Origin of the sequence: Aeromicrobium sp. MLTX1 (assembly GCF_046452335.1) — a bacterium.
GTDB lineage: Bacteria > Actinomycetota > Actinomycetes > Propionibacteriales > Nocardioidaceae > Aeromicrobium.
The window spans coordinates 1631860-1652266 of sequence record NZ_JBKFDN010000001.1 but is presented as its reverse complement, the minus strand read 5'-3'; the positions used below and the strand labels follow the sequence as shown (position 1 = coordinate 1652266).

At 72.1% G+C, this 20407-nt stretch carries 20 protein-coding genes and 1 tRNA gene; 7 read left to right on the top strand and 14 right to left on the bottom strand.

Annotated elements, in window-relative coordinates:
• Positions 1-21 precede the first annotated feature (21 nt).
• Positions 22-765: a tRNA (guanosine(46)-N7)-methyltransferase TrmB gene (trmB, locus tag ACK99Q_RS07895; protein WP_410185596.1), complete on the top strand. Its 744-nt coding sequence runs from the start codon at positions 22-24 to the stop codon at positions 763-765.
• Positions 762-1211 carry a hypothetical protein gene (locus ACK99Q_RS07890; RefSeq protein ID WP_410185595.1) on the top strand — a complete coding sequence of 150 codons (450 nt, stop codon included), beginning with the start codon at positions 762-764 and terminating at the stop codon, positions 1209-1211. Before trmB ends, ACK99Q_RS07890 begins: the two co-directional genes overlap by 4 nt.
• A gap of 5 nt (positions 1212-1216) precedes the next feature.
• Here ACK99Q_RS07890 and ACK99Q_RS07885 read toward each other — a convergent pair.
• The 6 genes from ACK99Q_RS07885 to eno form a co-directional block, all read right to left on the bottom strand.
• Positions 1217-1289: transfer RNA gene (locus ACK99Q_RS07885), tRNA-Leu, on the bottom strand.
• A 10-nt stretch (positions 1290-1299) separates the two neighbouring features.
• Entirely contained in the window at positions 1300-2205 is a 906-nt protein-coding gene (locus ACK99Q_RS07880; RefSeq protein ID WP_410185594.1) for an NAD(P)-dependent oxidoreductase, read from the bottom strand.
• An 11-nt stretch (positions 2206-2216) separates the two neighbouring features.
• A complete protein-coding gene (locus ACK99Q_RS07875) occupies positions 2217-3140 on the bottom strand; it encodes an exopolyphosphatase (RefSeq protein WP_410185593.1) in 924 nt (307 codons plus the stop codon).
• Positions 3141-3276: 136 nt separating this feature from the next.
• The gene (locus ACK99Q_RS07870) at positions 3277-3786 is read right to left on the bottom strand and encodes a DUF501 domain-containing protein (protein WP_410185592.1); all 510 of its coding nucleotides are present in this window, start codon (positions 3784-3786) and stop codon (positions 3277-3279) included.
• Entirely contained in the window at positions 3783-4331 is a 549-nt protein-coding gene (locus ACK99Q_RS07865; RefSeq protein ID WP_410185591.1) for an FtsB family cell division protein, read from the bottom strand. The genes ACK99Q_RS07870 and ACK99Q_RS07865 overlap by 4 nt, the downstream gene beginning before the upstream one ends.
• 3 nt (positions 4332-4334) lie before the next feature.
• Complete coding sequence (gene eno / locus ACK99Q_RS07860; protein ID WP_410185590.1) at positions 4335-5609, bottom strand: phosphopyruvate hydratase; 1275 nt, start codon at positions 5607-5609, stop codon at positions 4335-4337.
• Between the two features lie 192 nt (positions 5610-5801).
• Between eno and ACK99Q_RS07855 the strand changes: the two genes are divergently transcribed.
• Both ACK99Q_RS07855 and ACK99Q_RS07850 read left to right on the top strand, forming a co-directional pair.
• Positions 5802-7313: a purine-cytosine permease family protein gene (locus ACK99Q_RS07855; protein ID WP_410185589.1), complete on the top strand. Its 1512-nt coding sequence runs from the start codon at positions 5802-5804 to the stop codon at positions 7311-7313.
• Positions 7310-7828: a cysteine hydrolase family protein gene (locus ACK99Q_RS07850; protein ID WP_410185588.1), complete on the top strand. Its 519-nt coding sequence runs from the start codon at positions 7310-7312 to the stop codon at positions 7826-7828. Before ACK99Q_RS07855 ends, ACK99Q_RS07850 begins: the two co-directional genes overlap by 4 nt.
• Before the next feature lie 100 nt (positions 7829-7928).
• On the opposite strand, the gene ACK99Q_RS07845 is transcribed toward ACK99Q_RS07850, so the two are convergent.
• The 6 genes from ACK99Q_RS07845 to ACK99Q_RS07820 all read right to left on the bottom strand — a co-directional run bounded on the left by ACK99Q_RS07845 (position 7929) and on the right by ACK99Q_RS07820 (position 15006).
• Entirely contained in the window at positions 7929-8498 is a 570-nt protein-coding gene (locus tag ACK99Q_RS07845) for a MazG family protein (RefSeq protein WP_410185587.1), read from the bottom strand.
• Position 8499: 1 nt separating this feature from the next.
• Positions 8500-9123 carry a hypothetical protein gene (locus tag ACK99Q_RS07840; RefSeq protein ID WP_410185586.1) on the bottom strand — a complete coding sequence of 208 codons (624 nt, stop codon included), beginning with the start codon at positions 9121-9123 and terminating at the stop codon, positions 8500-8502.
• Positions 9124-9146: 23 nt separating this feature from the next.
• Positions 9147-10169, bottom strand: coding sequence for an LCP family protein (locus ACK99Q_RS07835; RefSeq protein WP_410185585.1), 1023 nt, complete (start codon positions 10167-10169; stop codon positions 9147-9149).
• Positions 10170-10238: 69 nt separating this feature from the next.
• Entirely contained in the window at positions 10239-13718 is a 3480-nt protein-coding gene (mfd, locus tag ACK99Q_RS07830) for a transcription-repair coupling factor (RefSeq protein ID WP_410185584.1), read from the bottom strand.
• 50 nt (positions 13719-13768) lie between these two features.
• Positions 13769-14170 (bottom strand): holo-ACP synthase, encoded by a 402-nt coding sequence (gene acpS, locus ACK99Q_RS07825; RefSeq protein ID WP_410185583.1) that lies wholly within the window; start codon positions 14168-14170, stop codon positions 13769-13771.
• Positions 14167-15006: a hypothetical protein gene (locus ACK99Q_RS07820; RefSeq protein ID WP_410185582.1), complete on the bottom strand. Its 840-nt coding sequence runs from the start codon at positions 15004-15006 to the stop codon at positions 14167-14169. Before ACK99Q_RS07820 ends, acpS begins: the two co-directional genes overlap by 4 nt.
• A gap of 200 nt (positions 15007-15206) precedes the next feature.
• On the opposite strand from ACK99Q_RS07820, the gene ACK99Q_RS07815 reads away from it, so the two are divergent.
• From ACK99Q_RS07815 to nadE, 3 genes are read left to right on the top strand one after another with little or no spacing between them, the layout of a single operon-like run.
• Complete coding sequence (locus ACK99Q_RS07815) at positions 15207-15455, top strand: hypothetical protein (protein ID WP_179423128.1); 249 nt, start codon at positions 15207-15209, stop codon at positions 15453-15455.
• Positions 15456-15473: 18 nt separating this feature from the next.
• Complete coding sequence (gene asnB / locus ACK99Q_RS07810) at positions 15474-17414, top strand: asparagine synthase (glutamine-hydrolyzing) (RefSeq protein WP_410185581.1); 1941 nt, start codon at positions 15474-15476, stop codon at positions 17412-17414.
• Complete coding sequence (nadE, locus tag ACK99Q_RS07805; protein WP_410185580.1) at positions 17411-18376, top strand: NAD(+) synthase; 966 nt, start codon at positions 17411-17413, stop codon at positions 18374-18376. The genes asnB and nadE overlap by 4 nt, the downstream gene beginning before the upstream one ends.
• Before the next feature lies 1 nt (position 18377).
• Here nadE and ACK99Q_RS07800 read toward each other — a convergent pair whose 3' ends face one another.
• The gene (locus ACK99Q_RS07800; protein WP_410185579.1) at positions 18378-19790 is read right to left on the bottom strand and encodes a class I adenylate-forming enzyme family protein; all 1413 of its coding nucleotides are present in this window, start codon (positions 19788-19790) and stop codon (positions 18378-18380) included.
• On the bottom strand, positions 19787-20392 hold the full coding sequence (locus tag ACK99Q_RS07795; protein ID WP_410185578.1) for a serine O-acetyltransferase: 606 nt from the start codon (positions 20390-20392) through the stop codon (positions 19787-19789). The genes ACK99Q_RS07800 and ACK99Q_RS07795 overlap by 4 nt, the downstream gene beginning before the upstream one ends.
• Positions 20393-20407 lie beyond the last annotated feature (15 nt).

Here is a 20407-nt window from a genome sequence, read left to right as displayed (position 1 = left end):
CACGCTCGATAGGTTCGGACCATGCCCGAAACCGCCGAAGATCGCACGGATCACGACGAAGACCCGTTCCGACGCGAGGTCGTCTCGTTCACCCGGCGCGGCGGACGGCTCACCGAGCGCCAGCAGGACGCGTGGGACGACGTCGCCCACCGCTTCGTCGTCGACGTGCCGCGGGGGCGCACCAGCACCTCGGTGGCCGACGGGTTCACGATCGACCCGGCCGAGCTCTTCGGCCGCGACGCTCCCCTCGTGCTCGAGATCGGCAGCGGCCGCGGCGAGTCCCTCGTCCACGCGGCGCAGCAGCACCCCGACACCGACTTCCTCGGCCTCGAGGTCTACGTGCCCGGCGTCGCCCAGACCCTCGTCCAGCTGCGCCACGAGGGAGTCGAGAACGTCCGGCTCGCCGTCGTCGACGCCGTGCCCGCCCTCACGCGCATGCTGCCCGCCGAGAGCGTCGACGAGGTGCGCGTCTGGTTCCCCGACCCGTGGCACAAGAAGCGCCACCACAAGCGCCGTCTCGTCACCGACGAGGTCGTCCCGCTCGTCCACCGCGTCCTCAAGCCGGGCGGCGTGTGGCGCCTGGCCACCGACTGGCAGGACTACGCCGACCAGATGCTGGAGGTCGTCGGCCGGGCCGAGGGCTTCACGACCTCGGGCGACTGGGCCGAGCGCTTCGCGGGCCGGCCGGTCACGAAGTTCGAGGCGAAGGGCATCGCCAAGGGACGCACGATCCGCGACGTCTCGGCCCTTAGGATGACCCCATGAGCGAGGAGCGGACCACCGCCGAGCTGCTCGGCATCGAGCCCGGATCGCTGCTGTGGATCGTGGGCGACACCGTCGAGGAGACGGCCGTGCTCGATCCCCTGCCCGAGGGCGTGGAGACCTACGCCGACGAGGAGCCCGAGCAGACCGAGAGCTGGTTCGACGACACGTGGACGGGCGCCGAGAACCAGCCCGAGCCCACCGACCCCGTGCGGCCCTCCGGCATCGACACCGCGGTGATCGCCGTGTCGAACAGCCAGGAGTTCCACATGCGGCTCGACGACGTCCTGCCGCGGCTGGGCTCGATCGGTCGCGTCTGGGTGCTCTACCCCGCCGACGCGCTTCCGCTGTCGATCCTGCGCGCGGGCGTCGACGAGTACGGCTGGGACACCGCCGCGCCGCTCGAGCTCGACGAGACCTGGTCGGCCATCGAGCTCAAGCAGTCCTGAGCGCGTGCTCCCGGCGGGATTCGAACCCGCACTGAAACGGGTTTAAGCCGTCTGCCTCTGCCGTTGGGCTACGGGAGCCTGGCCCAGCCTACGAGTCCGAGGACTCGCGGTGGTCCACGACGACGTCCGCCGGCTCCTCCCCCGCGAGCAGCCGCTCCACCTGGCCACGCACGACGGCCTGGATCCGCGGCGCCATCGCCGAGGTCATGCCGCCGACGTGCGGCGTGATGATGACGCCGGGCGCCGACCACAGCGGGTGGTCCGCCGGCAGCGGCTCGGGGTCGAAGACGTCGGAGGCGTAGCGGATCCGGCCGGCCTCGGCGAGGACGGCGTCGGTGTCCGCGGTGCGGCCCCGGGCCACGTTGACGACGATCGCGCCGTCGGGCAGGGCGGCGAGGAAGTCCGCGTCGACGATCCGCTCGGTGTCGGGTGTCAGCGGGACCGCCACGACCACGGCGTCCACCGTGGGCAGCAGGTCGGCGAGCTCGTCGGTGCCGTGCACGTGGCCGTGCTCGTCGTCGCGGGCCCGGGTGCCGACCCGGACGATCTCGCAGCCGAAGCCGTCGAGCCGGGTGGCCATCCTCCGGCCGATGCCGCCGACGCCGAGAAGCAGCACGCGCCGGTCGAGCAGGCTGGTGGTCCAGCTCTTGCGCCAGCGGCCCTCGGCCTGCTGGGCGGCGAACACGTCGAGCTTGCGGACGGCGGCGAGCAGCAAGGCCATCGCGAGCTCGGCCGTGGAGTCCTCGTGCACGTCGACGGCGTTGGCGTAGCGGCCGCCGGCCGACAGCACGTCGGCGACGCCGTCGTAGCCGAGCGACTGGCCCTGGATCAGGCCGATGCGGGAGGCGTCGACGGCCGCCATGTCGGAGGGGTCGAGCGTGTACGGCCACACGGCGAGGTCGAGCCGGCCCTCGGGCTGCGGGGCCTTGCCGTCCCACTCGACGACCTCGACGCGGAGGTCGTCGAGGACGCCCTGCCAAGAGGAATCAGGCACCGAGATGCGCATCAGGCGACCTCCCTCGCGGCGGCCCGGGCGATGCCGTCGAGGATGTCCTGCTCGCTCACGACGAGCTCCTCGGTGGTGCGCGGCAGGTGCTCCAGCACGCGGTCGAGGATGAGCGCGCCGCCCGCGATCACGTCGGCGCGGCCGGGGTGCATGTACGGCAGGGCGCGGCGGTCGGCGACGGGCATCTGCATGAGGGAGCCGCAGGCGGCGCGGACGTCGTCGACGTGGATGCGCGCCTGGTGGATCACCTCGCTGTCGTAGGAGGGCAGTGCCAGCGAGTGCGCGGCGATCGTGGTGATGGTGCCCGCGACGCCGACGATCTCGTCGGACGGCTCCAGCCTGGACAGGATCGGCGCGAGGACCGCGTCGAGGTGGGTCATGCAGGCGGTCACCTCGGCCACGGACGGCGGGTCGGTCAGCAGGAAGCGCTCGGTCATCCGCACCGAGCCGAGGTCGAACGAGTGCGAGAAGGTCGGGGCGCCGAGGCCCTGGACGACCTCGGTGGAGCCGCCGCCGAGGTCGATGACGGCGGTGAGGGCCTCCGCGACGTCGCCCGTGGCACCCTCGAAGGAGGCGCGCGCCTCCTCCTCGCCGGTCAGCACGCGCGGCCGGACGCCGAGGATCTCCTCGACCCGGTCGGAGAAGTCCGCGGCGTTGTCGGCGTCGCGCATCGCCGAGGTCGCGGCGAACGAGACCACGTCGACGCCCATCGCGTCGATCACCCCGCCGTACTCGCGGCAGGCCTCGAGCGTGCGCTCCACGGCCTCCGGGGCGAGGGTGCCGGTCTCGTCGACGCCCTGTCCCAGACGGACCACGCGCATCTCGCGCAGGAGGTCGGTCTTGGCGTCGCCGTCGATCTCGGCGATCAGCAGTCGGATGGAGTTGGTCCCGCAGTCGATCGCCGCCACCGTGCTTCGAGCCATGCCGTCAGGCTATCGGGGTCGCCTCTCACCGTGGCACGGGCGTGCCCCAGATGTGTAGCAACCTCCACCGAAAAACCCTCGGATCCGAGGAGAAAGGGTGGATACGGCTACACATCTGGCGCGCGGGACGCGCGGCTCAGGCGGAGGGCGGGGCCTGGTCGGCGGCGGGGGCGCAGGCGGAGTGGCCCCAGTACTCGCCGAGGAGGGCGACGGCCTCGTCGCCGAGGGGGTTGACGCCCGGGCCCTTGGCCAGCGAGTGGCCCACCAGCACGTGCAGGCACTTGACGCGGTCGGGCATGCCGCCGGCGCTGATGCCGTCGATCTCGTCGACGTGGCCGATCGCCTCGCGCTCGGCCAGGTAGGACTCGTGCGCGGCGCGGTAGGCCGCGGCGAGCTCGGCGTCCTCCCCCAGCCGCTGGGTCATCTCGGCCATCAGGCCCGACGCCTCGAGCGTGCCGATCGCGCCGGTCAGCCGCGGGCAGGTGAGGTAGTAGAGCGTGGGGAACGGCGTGCCGTCGGGCAGCCGCGGCTCGGTCTTCACGCCGTTCGGGTGACCCGAGGGGCAGCGCGAGGAGACCTCGATCATGCCCCGGGGCGGGCGGCCCAGCTGCTCGGTGATCGCGGCGATGTCCGCGGGGTCGATCATTCGTCGGTCTCCAGCTCGGGGTCGGCGTCGGTGGGACTGGCGGCCTGGTCGGGGGTGCCGGCGGCCTCGACCGAGCCCCATAGCCGCTCGACCCACGGGCGGCGCGGGGCGACCTCGGGCTCCTCGAGGGTGGACGACTGGCCCTTCAGCTCGCCGTTGACCCCGATCACGCGGTAGCCGATCTCACCGGGCATGACCCAGCCGAAGCGCTCGCGGGCCTGCTGGCGGATGTAGGCCGGGTCGCTCCAGCGGCGCTCCTGGTCCTCCAGCTGCGCGATGTCCTGCTGGGTCTGGCGGTTCTGCGCCTCGAGCGCGGCGATCTCGGACCGCTGCTGCCACCAGGCGTGCACCGACGTGGTGTACGAGGCGATCAGCATGACGGCGACGCCCAGCAGGATCAGCGCGCGCGTGGTGAACCGGGTGCCCGAGCCGCCGGACGAGGCGACGGGCGCCGCCTGCGGGCGGGCCGTGGTGCGCGGGGTCGACCGGCCGTCGCGCCGACCCGTGGGTCGACGCGACGACGGGGACGATCCGCGTCCGGCCATGGCTCAGGCGAACCGCGGGAAGGCGCCGGCGCCCGCGTAGCTGGCGGCGGGGCCGAGCAGCTCCTCGATGCGCAGCAGCTGGTTGTACTTGGCGACGCGGTCGGAGCGGGCCGGCGCGCCGGTCTTGATCTGACCGCAGTTCGTGGCGACGGCGAGGTCGGCGATCGTGACGTCCTCGGTCTCGCCCGAGCGGTGGCTCATCATGTTGTGGAAGCCGGCACGGTGGGCCAGGTCGACGGCGTCGAGGGTCTCCGACAGCGAGCCGATCTGGTTGACCTTGACGAGCATGGCGTTGCCGGCCTTCTCGGCGATGCCGCGGCTCAGGCGCTCGACGTTCGTGACGAACAGGTCGTCGCCGACGAGCTGGGTCTTGTCGCCCAGGGCCGCGGTGATCGCGGTCCAGCCGGCCCAGTCCTCCTCGTCCAGCGGATCCTCGATCGACACGATCGGGTAGGAGGAGACGAGCTCGCTGTAGTACGTGATCATCTCGTCGGACGACTTCGCGACGCCCTCGAACGTGTATCCGGCCTCGCCGTGGAACTCGCTCGCGGCGACGTCCATCGCGAGCGCGATGTCGGAGCCGAGCGTGAGGCCGGCCTTCTCGACGGCGATCGCGATGAGGTCGAGCGCGGCTCGGTTGCTCTCGAGGTTCGGCGCGAAGCCGCCCTCGTCGCCCAGGCCGGTGGACAGACCGCGGTCGTGCAGCACGCCCTTGAGCGCGTGGTAGACCTCGGCGCCCCAGCGCAGCGACTCGGCGAAGGTCTCGGCGCCGATCGGCGCGATCATGAACTCCTGCACGTCGACGTTGGAGTCGGCGTGGGCGCCGCCGTTGAGGATGTTCATCATCGGCACGGGCAGCACGTGGGCGTTGGGGCCGCCGACGTAGCGGAACAGCGGCAGGCCGGCCGACTCGGCGGCGGCGTGCGCGACGGCCAGGGAGACGCCGAGGATCGCGTTGGCGCCGAGGTTGCCCTTGTTGGGCGTGCCGTCGAGGTCGAGCATGGCCTCGTCGATCGCGCGCTGGTCGTCGGCGTCGAAGCCCACGAGGGCCTCGCACAGCGTGGTGTTGACGGCCTCGACGGCCTTCAGCACGCCCTTGCCGAGGTAGCGGTCGCCACCGTCGCGCAGCTCGACGGCCTCGAACTGGCCGGTGGAGGCGCCCGAGGGCACCGCGGCGCGACCCAGCGTGCCGTCGTCCAGGACGACCTCGACCTCGACGGTCGGGTTGCCCCGGGAGTCCAGGATTTCGCGGGCGGCGACGTCGTCGATGATGGCCACGGCAGGCTCCTCGAGTGGGGTTCGGGGTGAGGGGGTTCAGCAGAGCCAGCCTAGCGCCGCGAGGACCCGGATCGAGGAGGCCCCGCGGCGGGCGGACGCACGATGAGGCATTCGGGTCCCGCAGCGGGGCGCCATGCCTCATCCTGCGTCCCGCGCGTGGGACAGTGAGCGAAGGTACGAGGGAGGTCTGACATGACGATTCACAGCGAGGGCCCCGGCAGCGGGCTCGACCAGGTCCGCCGCGCGGGCATCGAGACCTCGGGCATCGAGATCATCGACGAGAGCGAGCGCGTCGCGCGGCCCTCCGACCTCTTCTGGCCCTGGTTCGCCGCGAACGTGTCGGTCTTCGGCATCTCCTACGGCAGCTACGTGCTGGGCTTCGGCCTCTCCCTGTGGCAGGCGACGATCGTGGCCGTCCTCGGCATCGTGGTGTCCTTCGCCGCGTGCGGCCTCGTGGCGATCGCGGGCAAGCGCGGCTCCGCGCCGACCATGATCCTGTCGCGCGCGCCCTTCGGCGTGGTCGGGCAGAAGGTGCCCGGCGTCTTCAGCTGGCTCATCTCGATCGGCTGGGAGACGTTCCTGGCGATCATGGCCACGCTCGCCACCGCCACGGTCTTCCGAGAGCTCGGCTGGAGCAGCGGCGACGCCGTCAAGGTGATCGCGATGGTCGTCGTGGCCGCGCTCATCGTGGCCGCGTCGGTCGCCGGCTACCACATCATCATGGCCATGCAGTCGGTCCTGACGTGGCTGACGGGCATCGCCACGATCGGCTACATCGTCCTCACCGTCGACGAGATCGACATGGACGCCGTCACCTCGCTGCCGAACGGCTCGGGCCAGGCGGTCGTCGGCGCGTTCGTCATGGTGATGACCGGCTTCGGGTTCGGCTGGATCAACATCGCCGCCGACTGGTCGCGCTACCAGCGCCGCGAGACCAGCGGCGCCCAGATCGTCCTGTGGAACACGTTCGCCGGAGCGCTCGCCCCGGTCGTGCTCGTCCTCTACGGCATCCTGCTGGCCGGCTCCTCCGAGGAGCTCAGCGCCGGCATCGTCAACGACCCGATCGGCACCCTCGCCACGGTGCTGCCCACCTGGTACCTCGTGCCGTTCCTGATCGCGTCGGTGCTCGCGCTGGTCAGCGGCGCGGTGCTCGGCATCTACTCGTCCGGACTGACGCTGCTGAGCCTCGGCGTGCGGATCCCGCGCCCGACCGCCGCGTTCGTCGACGGCGTCATCCTGACGCTCGGCACGATCTACGTGGTGTTCTTCGCCGAGAGCTTCCTGTCGCCGTTCCAGAGCTTCCTCATCACGCTCGGCGTCCCGATCGCGGCGTGGGCCGGCATCATGATCGCCGACATCGCGCTGCGGAAGCGGGACTACGACGAGGAGGCGCTGTTCGACTCCTCGGGGCGCTACGGCGCCGTGAACTGGGTGCCGGTGATCACGATGGCGGTCGCCTCGGTCGTCGGCTGGGGCCTCGTGGTCAACAACTTCGCCGAGGACGCCAGCTGGAACAACTGGCAGGGTTACCTGATCGATCCGCTCGGACTCGGCGAGTGGACTCAGGGCGACGACGGCACGTGGTTCTGGACCGGCAACTGGGCCTACGCCAACCTCGGCGTGCTGCTGGCCTTCGCCATCGGGTTCCTCGTCACGCTGGTGTTCCAGCGGTCCCGCGTCGCCCGGCAGGAGGGCCGCGCGTGAGCGAGCCCTGGCTCGTCGTGATCGACCCGCAGCGGGTCTTCGCGGCGCCAGACTCGCCGTGGGGGTCGCCGATGTTCGGGTCGATCGTCGAGCCCGTGCGCGAGCTGGCCGCCCGGCACCGCACGATCGTCACGCGGTGGGTGCCCGCGTCGGGCGAGGAGCGCGTGGGCGGCTGGAACGCCTACTTCGCGGCGTGGCCGTTCGCGGACCGGCCGGCGGACGACGCGCTGTTCGACCTCGTGCCCGAGGTGGCCGACCTCGCCTCCGGCGGCACGGTCGACGCGACCACGTTCGGCAAGTGGCCCGCGCTGGAGGCGGTCACGGGCCCGGCGCCCGAGCTCGTGCTCGCGGGCGTGGCCACCGACTGCTGTGTGATCTCCACGGCCCTGGCCGCGGCCGACGCCGGCGCGACCGTGAAGGTCGTGGCCGAGGCCTGCGCCGGCTCGACGCCGGAGAACCACGCCAAGGCCCTCGACCTCATGGCGCTCTACGCCCCGCAGATCGAGATCGCCTAGGCGCCCGAGATCTGTAGCGGTATCCACCCTTATTCGGCCAGTCCCACCGAAAAAGGGTGGACAGCGCTACACATCTGGTCCGCCGGAGGCGGAGCGAGGGTCAGCCGTCGGCGTGGCGGCGGGTGGCGCGCTTGAGCTCGGCCTCGGGGTCGAGGCCTTGGTCCCTGGCCTCTGCCACGAGCCTCAGGAGGCGGGCGCCCAGGTCGTCGCCCTCGACCGGGCGGTCGACGCGGCCCAGGACCTTGTCGGCGGCCATGAGGGCCGGCAGGTCCTTCGGGATGCCCTCGGTCGGGTGCGTGCGCTGCTTGCGCTCGGCCTTGAGGCGCTGCCAGTTCGCGTCCACCTCGGCCGCCGAGGACACCGTGACGTCGCCGAACACGTGCGGGTTCCGGTGCACGAGCTTGTCGGCGATCTCGCGCACGACGTCGTCGGTCGTCCAGCCCTCGTCGTCGGACTCGGCGATCGCGGCGTGAATGACCACCTGCATCAGCAGGTCGCCCAGCTCCTCGCGGAGGTGGCCCGAGTCGGCCAGGTCGATCGCCTCGGCCGTCTCGTACGCCTCCTCGATCACGTAGTGGCGCAAGGAGGCGTGGGTCTGCTCACGGGTCCACGGGCACTCGGCCCGCAGCCGCCGCATGACCTCGACGAGGCGGTCGAACTCGTCGCTCACGTCAGGAGCACTGCAGCGCGGCCGGACGGTCCTCGGTGGCGGTGGCGTCGAGCTCGCCGCCGGCGACCGACAGCGATCCGCTGTCGGCGATCTGCTGGATCGTGTCGTCGAGGCCGAAGCGCGGATCGATGTCGATGTCGCTCTCGGCGGTGGCCTGCGCGAGCAGCTGCTGGCCGGCCTGCGCGAGCGCCTCGCCGTCCTGGGCGGAGGCGCCGGCCTCGCGCGCCATCTCCTGGGCGATCACGCCAGTGCGCTGGTTCCGCTCGATGAGCTCGAGCGCCGCGTCGAGGTCGTCGCCGAACATCTGCTCCAGCTGCTGGCGGTCGGCGGCGGCGAGCGCCGGGACCGTGACCTGGTAGCCCCGCTCCTTCGCGACGCGGTCGGCGACGGCGCCGGACACGAGGTCGGCCACCGACTGGCGACGCAGCGCGGAGGAGTCGATGCCGGCGGCGCTGCCACCCTGCCCCGAGAGGGAGGCGGTGCAGTACACGTCGGCGACGTCGTCGACGTCGGACATGGGGATCCGGGTGCCGTCGACGACGGCTGCGGCACCGGGGTTGACCGGGCCACAGCCCGCCATCAGCAGCGCGGCGATCCCGAGGACGGCCAGGCGGGTCTTCGACATGGCGTCAGACTACCGAGCGTGACTCAGTTCACGTCGGACGGCAGGCCCGCGCCGGTCGCGGCGACCCAGTCGGCGACCGTGTCCTCGCGCACGGCCTGCCACAGGTCCTCGCCCGCCTGGCGGTCGAGGTAGACGACGCTCTGCTCCCCCTCCATGCCCGTGCCCTTCACCGGGACGGTGGTGAACGCGACGTCGGAGCCGCGGATCGAGCGCAGGGACCACGCGAAGTTCCGCAGGTCCCCGGTGGTCCAGTCCTCGTCCACGGAGAGGTTCTTCGTCACCGCGTCCAGCGCACCGTAGAGCCGCACCGGGTTGGCGAAGGTCCCGGTCGAGAGGGTCTGCGCCATGAGGGCCCGCAGGAAGTTCTGCTGACGCTTGATGCGGTCGAAGTCGCCGCCCGCGAGGCCGGCCCGCTGGCGCACGTAGTCGAGCGCCGTCGCGCCGTCCATGCGCTGGGTGCCGGCGCGCCACGTGCGGCCGGAGTAGCCGTCGGTGACGGTGTTCGGCACCGTGATCTCGACGCCGCCGAGGGCATCCGTGAGCGCCTTGAAGCCCTCCCAGTCGATGACCGCGACGTGGTCGATCCGGACATCGGTGAGGTTCTCCACCGTCTCGACCGCGAGGGCGGGACCGCCCCACGCGAACGCCGCGTTGATCTTGGCGGGGCCGTGTCCCGGCACCTGCACCCACGAGTCGCGCGGGATGCCGATGACGCCGATGCCCTCGCGGTTCGACGGGACGTGCACGACCATCATCGTGTCGCTGCGCTGACCCGCGACCGAGCCGTCGACGCGCTTGTCACTGCCCATGAGCAGGATGTTCATCGAGTCGCCGGCCGACTCCGCGGGACGCTCGCCCGCCGGCATCGCCGACGGCAGGTGGTCGACCTGGCCGCCGAGCTTGTCCTGCAGCCACAGGCCCGTGCCGAGCGCGGCCACCACGGCGACCGCCACGACGATCGAGGTGACGATCGTCAGGCTGCGCAGCACGCGCCGCCAGCGCGGCTTCTCCGCGGGCGTCGCCTCGGTGGTCTGGGCGTCGGTCACGCCTGACAGTAACCCGGATCCGCCCGTGATTCTGGCGGTTTCCGAACCTCTTGGGACCCTCTCAGGCGATCAGCCGGTGATGGTGTCGACGACCGTGCCGACCCACTCCAGCAGCGCCCGCCCGCGCAGCGGCTTGCCGCCGATCCCGGGCTCGCGCGGAGCCGGCACGAGGAGCACCTTCACGGCCTCCTTGTACAGGCTCTTGGGGTAGATCCGGTTCATCCGCAGCTTCGCCGACTCCGACAGCTGGACCGGGGTGAAGCGGATGTTCGAGCCGGCCGAGGTGACCTCGGACAAGCCCGCCGCCCGGACCTTGACCCTCAGCCTCGCCACGTCGAGCAGCGCCTCCACCGAGTCGGGCATCCGGCCGTACCGGTCCTCGAGCTCGGTGCGCAGCTCGTCGATGTCGGACGTGGCGCGCACGTCGGCGAGCCGCTTGTACATCTCGAGGCGCAGGCGCTCGCTGGGCACGTAGTCGTGGGGCAGGTGCGCCTCGACCGGCAGCTCGAGCTTGACCTCCTTCTCGGGCGCGGCGTCGCCGCGGAACTCCGCGACCGCCTCGCCGACGAGTCGGATGTAGAGGTCGAAGCCGACATCGGCGATGTGGCCCGACTGCTCGCCGCCGAGCAGGTTGCCGGCGCCGCGGATCTCGAGGTCCTTCATCGCCACGGCCATGCCGCCGCCGAGCTCGGAGTGCTGCGCGATCGTGACGAGGCGGTCGTGCGCGGTCTCGGTGAGCGGCTTGTCCGGCGGGTAGAGGAAGTAGGCGTAGGCGCGCTCGCGACCACGGCCCACGCGGCCGCGCAGCTGGTGCAGCTGCGAGAGGCCGAGGGTGTCGGCGCGTTCGATGAGCATGGTGTTGGCGTTCGAGACGTCGAGGCCCGACTCCACGATCGTGGTGCACACCAGTACGTCGAAGCGCTTCTCCCAGAAGTCGACCATGACCTCCTCGAGCTGGTGCTCGCCCATCTTGCCATGCGCCACCGCGACGCGGGCCTCGGGCACGAGCTCGCGGATGCGGGCGGCGGCCTTGTCCATGCTCTGCACGCGGTTGTGCAGGTAGAAGACCTGACCCTCGCGCAGCAGCTCGCGCCGGATCGCGGCGGTGACCTGCTTGTCGTCGTAGGCGCCGACGAACGAGAGCACGGGGTGGCGCTCCTCCGGGGGCGTGGCGATCGTGCTCATCTCGCGGATGCCGGTGACGGCCATCTCGAGCGTGCGCGGGATCGGCGTGGCGGACATGCTCAGCACGTCGACGGCCGCGCGCAGGTGCTTGAGCGCCTCCTTGTGCTCGACGCCGAAGCGCTGCTCCTCGTCGACGATCACGAGGCCGAGGTCCTTGATCCTCACGCCCGGCTGCAGCAGCCGGTGGGTGCCGATGACGAGGTCGACCGAGCCGTCGGCCAGGCCCTCCAGCGTCGCCTTGGACTCCTTCTCGGTCTGGAAGCGCGAGAGCGGCTTGATCGTGACCGGGAACTGGCCGAAGCGCTCGGCGAACGTGGCGTAGTGCTGCTGCACGAGCAGCGTGGTGGGCACGAGCAGGATGACCTGCTTGCCGTCCTGGATGGCCTTGAACGCGGCGCGCACGGCGATCTCGGTCTTGCCGTAGCCGACGTCGCCGCACACGAGGCGGTCCATCGGCACGGTGCGCTCCATGTCGCGCTTGACCTCGTCGATCGTGGCGAGCTGGTCGGGCGTCTCGACGTGGGCGAAGGCGTCCTCGAGCTCGGCCTGCCACGGCGTGTCGGGCCCGAAGGCGTGACCCTTGGTGGACTGGCGCGCGGCGTAGAGCTTGATGAGCTCGTCGGCGATCTGGCGCACGGCGCGGCGGGCGCGGTTCTTGCGGTTCGTCCAGTCGCCGCCGCCGAGGCGGTCGAGCGTGGGCGACTCGCCGCCGACGTACCGGCTGACCTGGTCGAGCTGGTCCATCGGCACGAAGAGGCGGTCGGCGGGCTGGCCGCGCTTGCTGGGCGCGTACTCCAGCACGAGGTACTCGCGCGCCGCGCCGTGGACGACGCGGTTGACCAGCTCCACGTAGCGGGCGACGCCGTGCTGCTCGTGCACCACCGGGTCGCCGGGCTTGAGCTCGAGCGGGTCGATCTGACGCCGGCGACGCACGGGCATCGACTTCTCGGAGCGCTCGGGCGCGCGCTGGCCGACGAGGTCGTCGCGGGTCAGCACGACGAGGCCGAGGGACTCCGAGACGAAGCCGTGACCGATGTCGGCGCAGATCACCTGGACGACGCCCTGCTCGACGCCGTCGCTGCCGGACGCGCGGTCGACGATCGAGCCGGGGATGTCGTGCTCGGCGAGCCACTCGACGCTGCGCTGGGCCTGGCCGTGCGCCGGCGCGACCAGCACGAGGTGGCGTCCGTCGGCGCGCCACTTCACGATGTCGGCGACGGCGGCCTCGGTGTCGCCGCGGTACTGCGGCGCGGGCTCGGCCTCGACGACGTGCGACGCGTCGAGCGCGAACGAGGAGACCTCGCCCCAGCCCAGGCCGAGCTCGGCCACGTGGTCGCGGACGTCGCCGAGCTCGTGGAAGCCCGCCGAGCCGAGGTCGATCGGGCTCTCGCCACCGCCGGCGGCGGTGGCCCAGGACGCGGCGAGGAACTCCTCGCTCGTGGCGAAGAGGTCGGCGGCGCGTGCCTTGATGCGCTCGGGCTCGGAGGCGATGATCGTCGACCCCGGCGGCAGCAGGTCGACGAACAGCTCCATCTCGCCGGCCAGCACGGGCGCGAGCGACTCCATGCCCTCGACGGCGTGACCCTCGGACAGCTTGGTGAACAGCTCACCCAGCGACGGGTGGCTCTCGGCGTAGCGCGCGGCGGTGGCGCGGACCTCGTCGGTGAGCAGCAGCTCGCGGCACGGCGGGGCCCACAGCCGCTCGACGGGCTCGAGGGTGCGCTGGTCGGCGACGGCGAAGCGGCGGATCTCGTCGACCGTGTCGCCCCAGAACTCCACGCGCAGCGGGTGGTCCTCGGTGGGCGGGAAGACGTCGACGATGCCGCCGCGGACGGCGAACTCGCCGCGGCGCTCCACGAGGTCGACGCGGCTGTACGCGGCGGCCGCGAGGCGCCCGACGACGTCGTCGAGCTCGACGTCCTGGCCGGCCCGCAGCTCGACGGGCTCGAGGTCGGCCAGGCCCTTGACCTGCGGCTGGAGGATCGAGCGGATCGGGGCCACGACGACCCTCGGGCGCTCGGCGCCGCCGTGGACGACGCGGCGGAGCACGGCGAGGCGGCGGCCGACGGTGTCCGAGCGCGGCGAGAGCCGCTCGTGCGGCAGGGTCTCCCAGGCGGGGAACGTGGCGACCTTCTCGCGGCCGATCAGCGAGCTCACGGCGGCGGCGAGGTCGTCGGCCTCGCGCTCGGTGGCGGTGACGGCGACGACGACGGCCTCGTCGCCGGCGAGTGCCGAGGCGACGAAGGGATGGAAGGCGGGAGGGGCGGTGAGCTGCGCGGTGCCGGCCCCGGATCGCAGGGCCGAGGCGAACTCGACGAGGTGGGGCTCAGCGGCGACCGCCGCCGTCAGTTCAGGTTGTGCCATGGCCTGTCAAGCCTACGGGCAGGACCCGCGCGGGACCCGCCGGGCGATCCTCAGGACGGGGCCGGACCCGGCGCCCGCCGGACGGCGGTGACCATCGCGATCGCGTGCTCGCGCTCGTGCGACAGCGAGAGGGACCACGACGCGAGGCCGGAGTCGCGTGCGTGCTCGGCGGCGGCACCGCTGAGGTGCAGCCGTGGGACTCCCCCGTCGTCGCGCCGCACCTCGATCGTCAGCGGGTCGAAGCGGTCGAAGCCGCCCTCGAGGGCCTTCATCACCGCCTCCTTCGCGGCCCAGCGCGCGGCGAGCCGCTCGGGCCGGCCGTCGCAGTACCGGAGCTCGTCCTCGGTCCAGTACTTGTGCAGGAACGGCTGGCCCGACCGCTCGACCGCGGCGGCGATCCGCGCGACGGACACGATGTCGACGCCGCACGTCACGGCCACGGCGTCGGTCACCGGGCGGTGGCGGCCGAGACCGCGGCGAGGAAGCTCTCGGCGGCGACGACGCTGCCCTCCTCGTTGAGGTGGCCCGGGTCGCGGGCGTAGCCGTCGTAGAGGGAGTAGAAGGTCTGGCCGTCCTCGACGGCGGCCACGCGGTCGCCCGACGGGGTGGTGGACTGCATCGCGGCGATGTCCCACAGCTCGCCCGGCTCGGTGAACTCGGCGCGCACGAGCTGGTTGTACTGCTCGCGGGCGATGTTGTGCTGGTTGGCCAGGCCGTCGTCGCGGCCGATCGCCTTCTTGACCCAGCCCTTCCAGCTGCGGCGGGTGGTGAGCGGCTCGGTGGTGGCCACGAACGCGGTGTCGGGGTACGCCTCCTGCAGGGAGCGGAGGGTGTCGCGGTAGGCCGCGAACACCTTCTCGTGGTCGGTGGTCGCCCACAGGTCGACGTAGCAGAGCTTGAAGACGACGACGTCGGCCTCGTCGCCGACCCCGGAGCGGACGACGGAGTCGAACTCCTCGATCTTGCCCATCGGGTCGCCGTTGGTGCCCACGTGCATGTGGGTGACGCCCGGGCCGGCCACGCTCGTGGCCTCGGCGACCGCCGGCTGCGGCAGCCCCTCGCGGTCGTGCACGAGGGCGAGCCCCCGCAGCACGTCGTCGCCCACGGACTGGTGGGCGAAGAAGACCTTGGTCGATTCCAGAGCTCTCACGTCGGCCTCGCTCGCCTCGGCAGGGGTGAAGGGTTCGCCGGCCACGTCCTCGACGTCGGCCGCCACCGCGATGCCGACGCCGGCCGCGAGCGCCACGGCTGCGACCGCCGCGACGGCCGCGATCCATCTCCTCGCCATGGAATCTCCTCCCGTCGGCGGGTATCAGCGGAGAGCCGTGTGACTCCTGTGAAAATACGTGGTCCGGTACCCCAGATCGTACCGTCCCACGGTTGCCCAGAACCCGAGAATTCAGCGTTATTCGACTGGTACTGTCCGGTGACACCGAGGTCGGGGGACACTCGGTGGAACACCAGCGGTTGCGGAGATGAGGAGTACCCATGGCCACGCGAGACGAGTTGGTGCAGGAGTTGCGCGACCTGATCCTGGGGGAGCTCATCCCTCTCGATCCCGAGGAGCTGAAGGACGACTCGCCGCTGGTCGACGACGTCCTGGACTCCCTGGGCATCGCCGAGGTCGCCGTCTTCGTCGAGGACCGCATCGGTCGCCCGCTCGCCGCGGAGGAGGAGACGCGCGCCACCTTCGCGTCCGTCGACTCCGTCGTCGACTTCATCGTGCAGCACAGCTGATCCGCACCGGGACCCTCCATGTGCGGAATTGCGGGGATCGTCGCACCGGCGGCCCACGACGACGCCCACCGACTGCGGTCGGTCGAGCGGATGCTCGCCAGCATCGCGCACCGCGGCCCCGACGAGAGCCTCTCGACCAGCTCGGGGCCGGCGCACTTCGGCACGGTCCGGCTGGCCCTGGTCGACAAGCCCACCTCGCGCCAGCCGATGGCCGACGACGCCGGCCGCTACCTGCTGTCGTTCAACGGCGAGGTCTACAACTTCGCCGACCTGCGCGCGCAGCTCTCGGCGCTCGGTCACTCGTTCCGCACCGCGGGCGACACCGAGGTCGTCCTGCACTCCCTCATGGAGTGGGGCACCGACGCGTTCGCGCGCTTCCGCGGCCAGTTCGCGATCGCGTTCTGGGACGACGAGCGGCGCCGGCTGCTGCTGGGACGTGACCGGCTGGGCATCGTGCCGCTGTTCTGGACCCGCACGGCCGCCGACGAGCTGGTCTTCGCCTCCGAGGTGAAGGCCTTCGCCGACGCGGGCCTGCGCACCCCGATGTCCCTGCCCGACATCGTCGATGCCGGCGTCCTGTGGGGCCTGCACCCCGGACGCACCGCCTTCCACGGCGTGTCCTCGGTCCCGGCGGGCTCGTTCGTCGCGTCGCACGAGGGCCGCGAGACGGTGACCCGCTACTGGAGCTTCGCCTTCGCCGACCAGCGCGACGACCGTCCCGTGGACGACCAGGCCAAGGAGCTGCTCGGCCTGCTCACCGCCGCGGTCGAGCGCCGCGTGCCCCAGTACGGCGACCCCGCGGTGCTGCTGTCGGGCGGCCTCGACTCCAGTGCCGTCCTGGCGGCGCTGCGGGCGATCCGGCCCGAGCAGCGGATCGACAGCTTCTCCATCCAGTTCACGCAGGACGGACTCAACGAGGCGCCCTTCCAGGCGATGGTCTCGGAGCACTTCGGCACCCACCACGACGCGATCGTGTGCGACGACGAGGCCGTGGCCCGCGCCCTCGAGCTCATCACCCGGCACGCCGAGCTGCCGCTCATGCGCACGGCCCCGGGCTCCTCCATCGCACTCGCCGAGCGGATCAAGCACAGCGGCTCGCGGGCCGTGCTCAGCGGCGAGGGAGCCGACGAGCTGTTCTGCGGCTACGACGTGTTCAAGGTGGCCTCGATCCGCGACCAGTGGAGCGCCGACCCCGACTCCCCCGCCTTCGCGCGGCTGCTGGAGAAGGCGCTCGCGCACCAGGAGCAGCTGGGCCGCGGCGCGGGACGCGCCTTCTACGAGCGCGGCCTCGAGCAGCACGACGACCCCGTGTTCTCCCACCTGCACCGCTGGAGCGCGGCGTTCCGCATCACCCAGTACCTCGCGGAGCCGCTGCGCGAGCAGGTCTCGCTGGAGGGCACGCTCGAGCGCGTCCGCGAGCGACTGCCCGAGGCGTTCCACGGCTGGTCCACGGTGGAGCGCGCCCAGTACCTCGAGGCCACCTACTTCCTGGGCACCTCCCTGCTGGCCACGCAGTGTGACCGCCCGTTCATGGCACAGAGCGTCGAGTGCCGCTACCCCTTCCTCGACGAGGACGTCATCGACTTCGCGCTGACGCTGCCCGAGGCGTCGAAGCTGCACGAGCTGAACGAGAAGCTCGTGCTGAAGGAGGCCGTGCGCGACCAGCTGCCACCCGCCGTCACCGAGCGGGTCAAGCAGCCGTACACCGCGCCCGAGGGCGGCGTCTTCCGCTCCCCCACCGGACGCGCCCTGCTGGAGCGGTACCTGTCCCCCGACGCGGTGGCCGACACCGAGGTGCTCGACCCGCGCCGCGTCGCGTGGCTCATCGACAAGACGCAGCGCAGCCGCACGAGCTTCCACGACGACCTCGCGCTCGTGTGGATCCTCAGCACGCAGATGCTCGTCCAGACCTACGGCTTCGCGGACGCGAGCGCCGACCTTCGAAGGGGAACCGCATGACCGACATCCAGGAACTGAGCCGCCGGATCGACCTCGAGGACGTGGCCGCCACCACCGACCTGCTGGTCTCGTCGATCCGCGACACGGCCCGGCACTTCCGCCGCACCGGGGCGATCGTCGCGCTCAGCGGCGGCATCGACTCCTCGGCGTGCCTCGGCCTCGCGGTCCGGGCGCTCGGGCCGAAGCGCGTCGTGGCGCTGACGCTGCCCGACAAGGAGAGCTCGGGCGAGACCGTCGGCTACGCCCAGGAGGTCGCCGACGCGTTCGGCGTGGAGCTGCTGCACCGTGACATCACGGCCCCGCTCGACGCGCTCGGCTGCTACGACGACCGGCTCGCGGTGGTGCGCCGGATCGTGCCGGAGTTCGACGCCGACGCGGGCGACCGCTACTCCGTCGAGTTCGACCCCGCCCTCGGCAACGACGAGCAGCTCCAGTCGTTCCGCCTCAACGTGATCCGCGGCGGCGAGCAGACGATGCACCGCCTGGGCGGCCGCGACTTCCTGACGATCATGGCCGCGACGAACCAGAAGCAGCGCATCCGGATGCTCTCGACCTACCGGATCGCCGACGAGCGCAACCAGATCGTCGTGGGCACCTCCAACCGGCTCGAGCTCGACCAGGGCTTCTACGTCAAGCACGGCGACGGCTGCGGTGAGGTCTTCCCGCTGCGCCACCTGCTGAAGTCGCACGTGTACGAGGTGGCCGCGCACATCGGCGTGCCCGAGTCCGTCCAGCAGCGCCCGCCCACGACCGACACCTTCAGCGCGCCGCAGAGCCAGGAGGAGTACTTCTACGGCACCTCGGTGCGCACGAACGACGAGCTGTGGCTCGCGTGGGACCAGAAGGAGGACGCCGGCGCCACGGCCGAGCGGCTCGGGCTGTCGACGTCGGACGTGGAGAAGTTCTTCGAGCTCTACACGCGCCGCGCGCTCTACGCGGAGTACCTGCTGACGTCGCTCTGAGTCAGGCCTCGGGCGCCGGCACGGGCCGGCGCCGCACGAGCTTGCCGGTGCGGGTGGTCTCGAGCCGCTCGACCACGGTCACCTCGCGCACGAGTCCACGCGGCTCGACCGCGGCCAGGATCCGGCGGGTGAGGCCGTCGCGCTCCACGCCCGGCGCGAGCTCGACGAACAGCGAGCACTGGGCGTCCTCCACTGTGTCGTCGGCCAGCAGCAGCGCGCCGGCGACGCCGTCGACCCGAGCCACGTCGGCCTCGACCGCCACGGCCGAGACGCGGTTGCCGCGGAAGTTGATCATCTCGGCGAGCCGGCCCGTCACCGTGAGGTGGCCGCGCGCGTCCATCCGTCCGAGGTCGGTCGTGACCAGCGGCGTGCCCGGCTCGCGCACCGGGTCGCCGAGGTAGCCCAGGAAGACCGAGGGGCCCGTGACCCGGATCCGCCCCTCGCGCCCCGTGACCACGTGGCCGTCCTCGTCGACGAGGTCGACCGTGGTGCCCGGGAGCGGCAGCCCCACCGAGTCGGCCGGGGCGGCGCTCGCGGGCGGGCGCACCGCGACCCGCGCGGTGGCCTCGGTCAGCCCGTACATGAGGTGCGTGCCGCCGTCGAAGCCCGAGGTCAGCTCGGCGAGTGCGGCGTCGGAGACCCCTCCCCCGGCCAGCAGCAGCGTGCGCAGGTGCGGCGCGAAGTCCTGGCCGAGCGTGAACCGCCGCGCGACGAGGCGCAGGTAGTAGGGGACGCACGGCAGCACGGTGACGCGGTGCCGGTCGAGCAGCTCGGCCAGCGGTCGCGACGGCAGCGTGCCCGCGGTCATCAGCAGCGGCACCGAGCGCATGAGCGCCAGCAGCACCATCGAGAAGCCGTAGGAGTGCGTGGGGTCGAGAACGAAGCCGAGCACGTCCGCGTCGGGGTCCCACGGCTCGACGACCTGGTCGACCGCCGTGACGTTGCAGGCCACGTTCCGCGCGGACAGGCGCACGCCCTTCGGCTCGCTGGTGGTGCCCGACGTGAACAGCAGCAGCGCCTCGGGCGACCCCGTGTCGGCGATGCCGTCGCCGGGGAGGTGGCGCGGGTCGGTGGACGGCTCGACGCCGAACGGCTCCAGCACGCCGGCGGCGAGGTCGAGGCGGCAGCGCGAGCGGGCGGCGAGCTCGCGCGTGCGCTCGGGCGTGGGGCGCGGCAGCATCACGAGCGAACGCCCCGCCAGCAGCACCGCGACGAGGTCGACCACGGCCTCGTGCCCGGTGCCCGACAGCGCCACGCGCTCGTCCTCGGGGACCGAGCGCTCGATCAGCGCCGCCCGCTCGCGGGCGCGGTCGTACAGCTCGCCGCGGGTCAGCGTGACGTCGCCGTCGACCACCGCGACGCGCTCCGGGTCGTCCGCCAGCCGCAGGAGGTCGGCGAACGACGCAGCCGTCATCGCAGCCTCAGCGACCGGGCGGGGGGCGACACGACGCTGCCGCCCTCCGGGACGTCGGTGACGACGACGGCGTTGGGTCCGACCTTCGCCCCGTCGCCCACGCTGACCGCTCCGATCACCACGCAGCCGACGCCCAGGTGGACGCCGCGGCCGATGCGCGGAGGCTGGTAGTAGGCCTCGGCGTGGTCGGGCTCCCAGCGCCGCCCGAGGGTGACGCCGTGGTAGATCATGCAGTCGTCGCCGATGACCGCGCCGGGCTGGAGCACGACGCCGTTCTGGTGGACGAAGACGACGTGGCGCCCGATCGCGGTGTCGTGGCTGACCTCGAACCCGAGGACGTTCCGGACGTAGGCCGCGTTGACGAGCTTGTAGGCGATGCGGCCGAGCCGGCCCACGAGCAGCCCGCGCTGCGGGGCGTGGACCCACTCGCCGAAGCGGTGCACCGCGAGCATGTGCTTGGCCGGGACGAGCCAGCCGCGGGCGTGCGACGCCATGTCCTCGCGGACGATGTCGACCAGGCCCTGCCACGAGGACAGGTCCCACCCGGTGGGCGGCGTGACGACGACCGGTGGGGTCCGCCGAGGTGCCTGCTCTGTCGTCATGGCAGGAGTATGGCA

Coding starts and splice junctions, on each gene's coding strand:
- trmB (WP_410185596.1), top strand. CDS start 22: ATGCCCGAAACCGCCGAAGATCGCACGGATCACGACGAAGACCCGTTC.
- ACK99Q_RS07890 (WP_410185595.1), top strand. CDS start 762: ATGAGCGAGGAGCGGACCACCGCCGAGCTGCTCGGCATCGAGCCCGGA.
- ACK99Q_RS07875 (WP_410185593.1), bottom strand. CDS start 3,140: ATGGCTCGAAGCACGGTGGCGGCGATCGACTGCGGGACCAACTCCATC.
- ACK99Q_RS07870 (WP_410185592.1), bottom strand. CDS start 3,786: ATGATCGACCCCGCGGACATCGCCGCGATCACCGAGCAGCTGGGCCGC.
- ACK99Q_RS07865 (WP_410185591.1), bottom strand. CDS start 4,331: ATGGCCGGACGCGGATCGTCCCCGTCGTCGCGTCGACCCACGGGTCGG.
- ACK99Q_RS07855 (WP_410185589.1), top strand. CDS start 5,802: ATGACGATTCACAGCGAGGGCCCCGGCAGCGGGCTCGACCAGGTCCGC.
- ACK99Q_RS07840 (WP_410185586.1), bottom strand. CDS start 9,123: ATGTCGAAGACCCGCCTGGCCGTCCTCGGGATCGCCGCGCTGCTGATG.
- mfd (WP_410185584.1), bottom strand. CDS start 13,718: ATGGCACAACCTGAACTGACGGCGGCGGTCGCCGCTGAGCCCCACCTC.
- ACK99Q_RS07820 (WP_410185582.1), bottom strand. CDS start 15,006: ATGGCGAGGAGATGGATCGCGGCCGTCGCGGCGGTCGCAGCCGTGGCG.
- ACK99Q_RS07815 (WP_179423128.1), top strand. CDS start 15,207: ATGGCCACGCGAGACGAGTTGGTGCAGGAGTTGCGCGACCTGATCCTG.
- asnB (WP_410185581.1), top strand. CDS start 15,474: ATGTGCGGAATTGCGGGGATCGTCGCACCGGCGGCCCACGACGACGCC.
- nadE (WP_410185580.1), top strand. CDS start 17,411: ATGACCGACATCCAGGAACTGAGCCGCCGGATCGACCTCGAGGACGTG.
- ACK99Q_RS07800 (WP_410185579.1), bottom strand. CDS start 19,790: ATGACGGCTGCGTCGTTCGCCGACCTCCTGCGGCTGGCGGACGACCCG.
- ACK99Q_RS07795 (WP_410185578.1), bottom strand. CDS start 20,392: ATGACGACAGAGCAGGCACCTCGGCGGACCCCACCGGTCGTCGTCACG.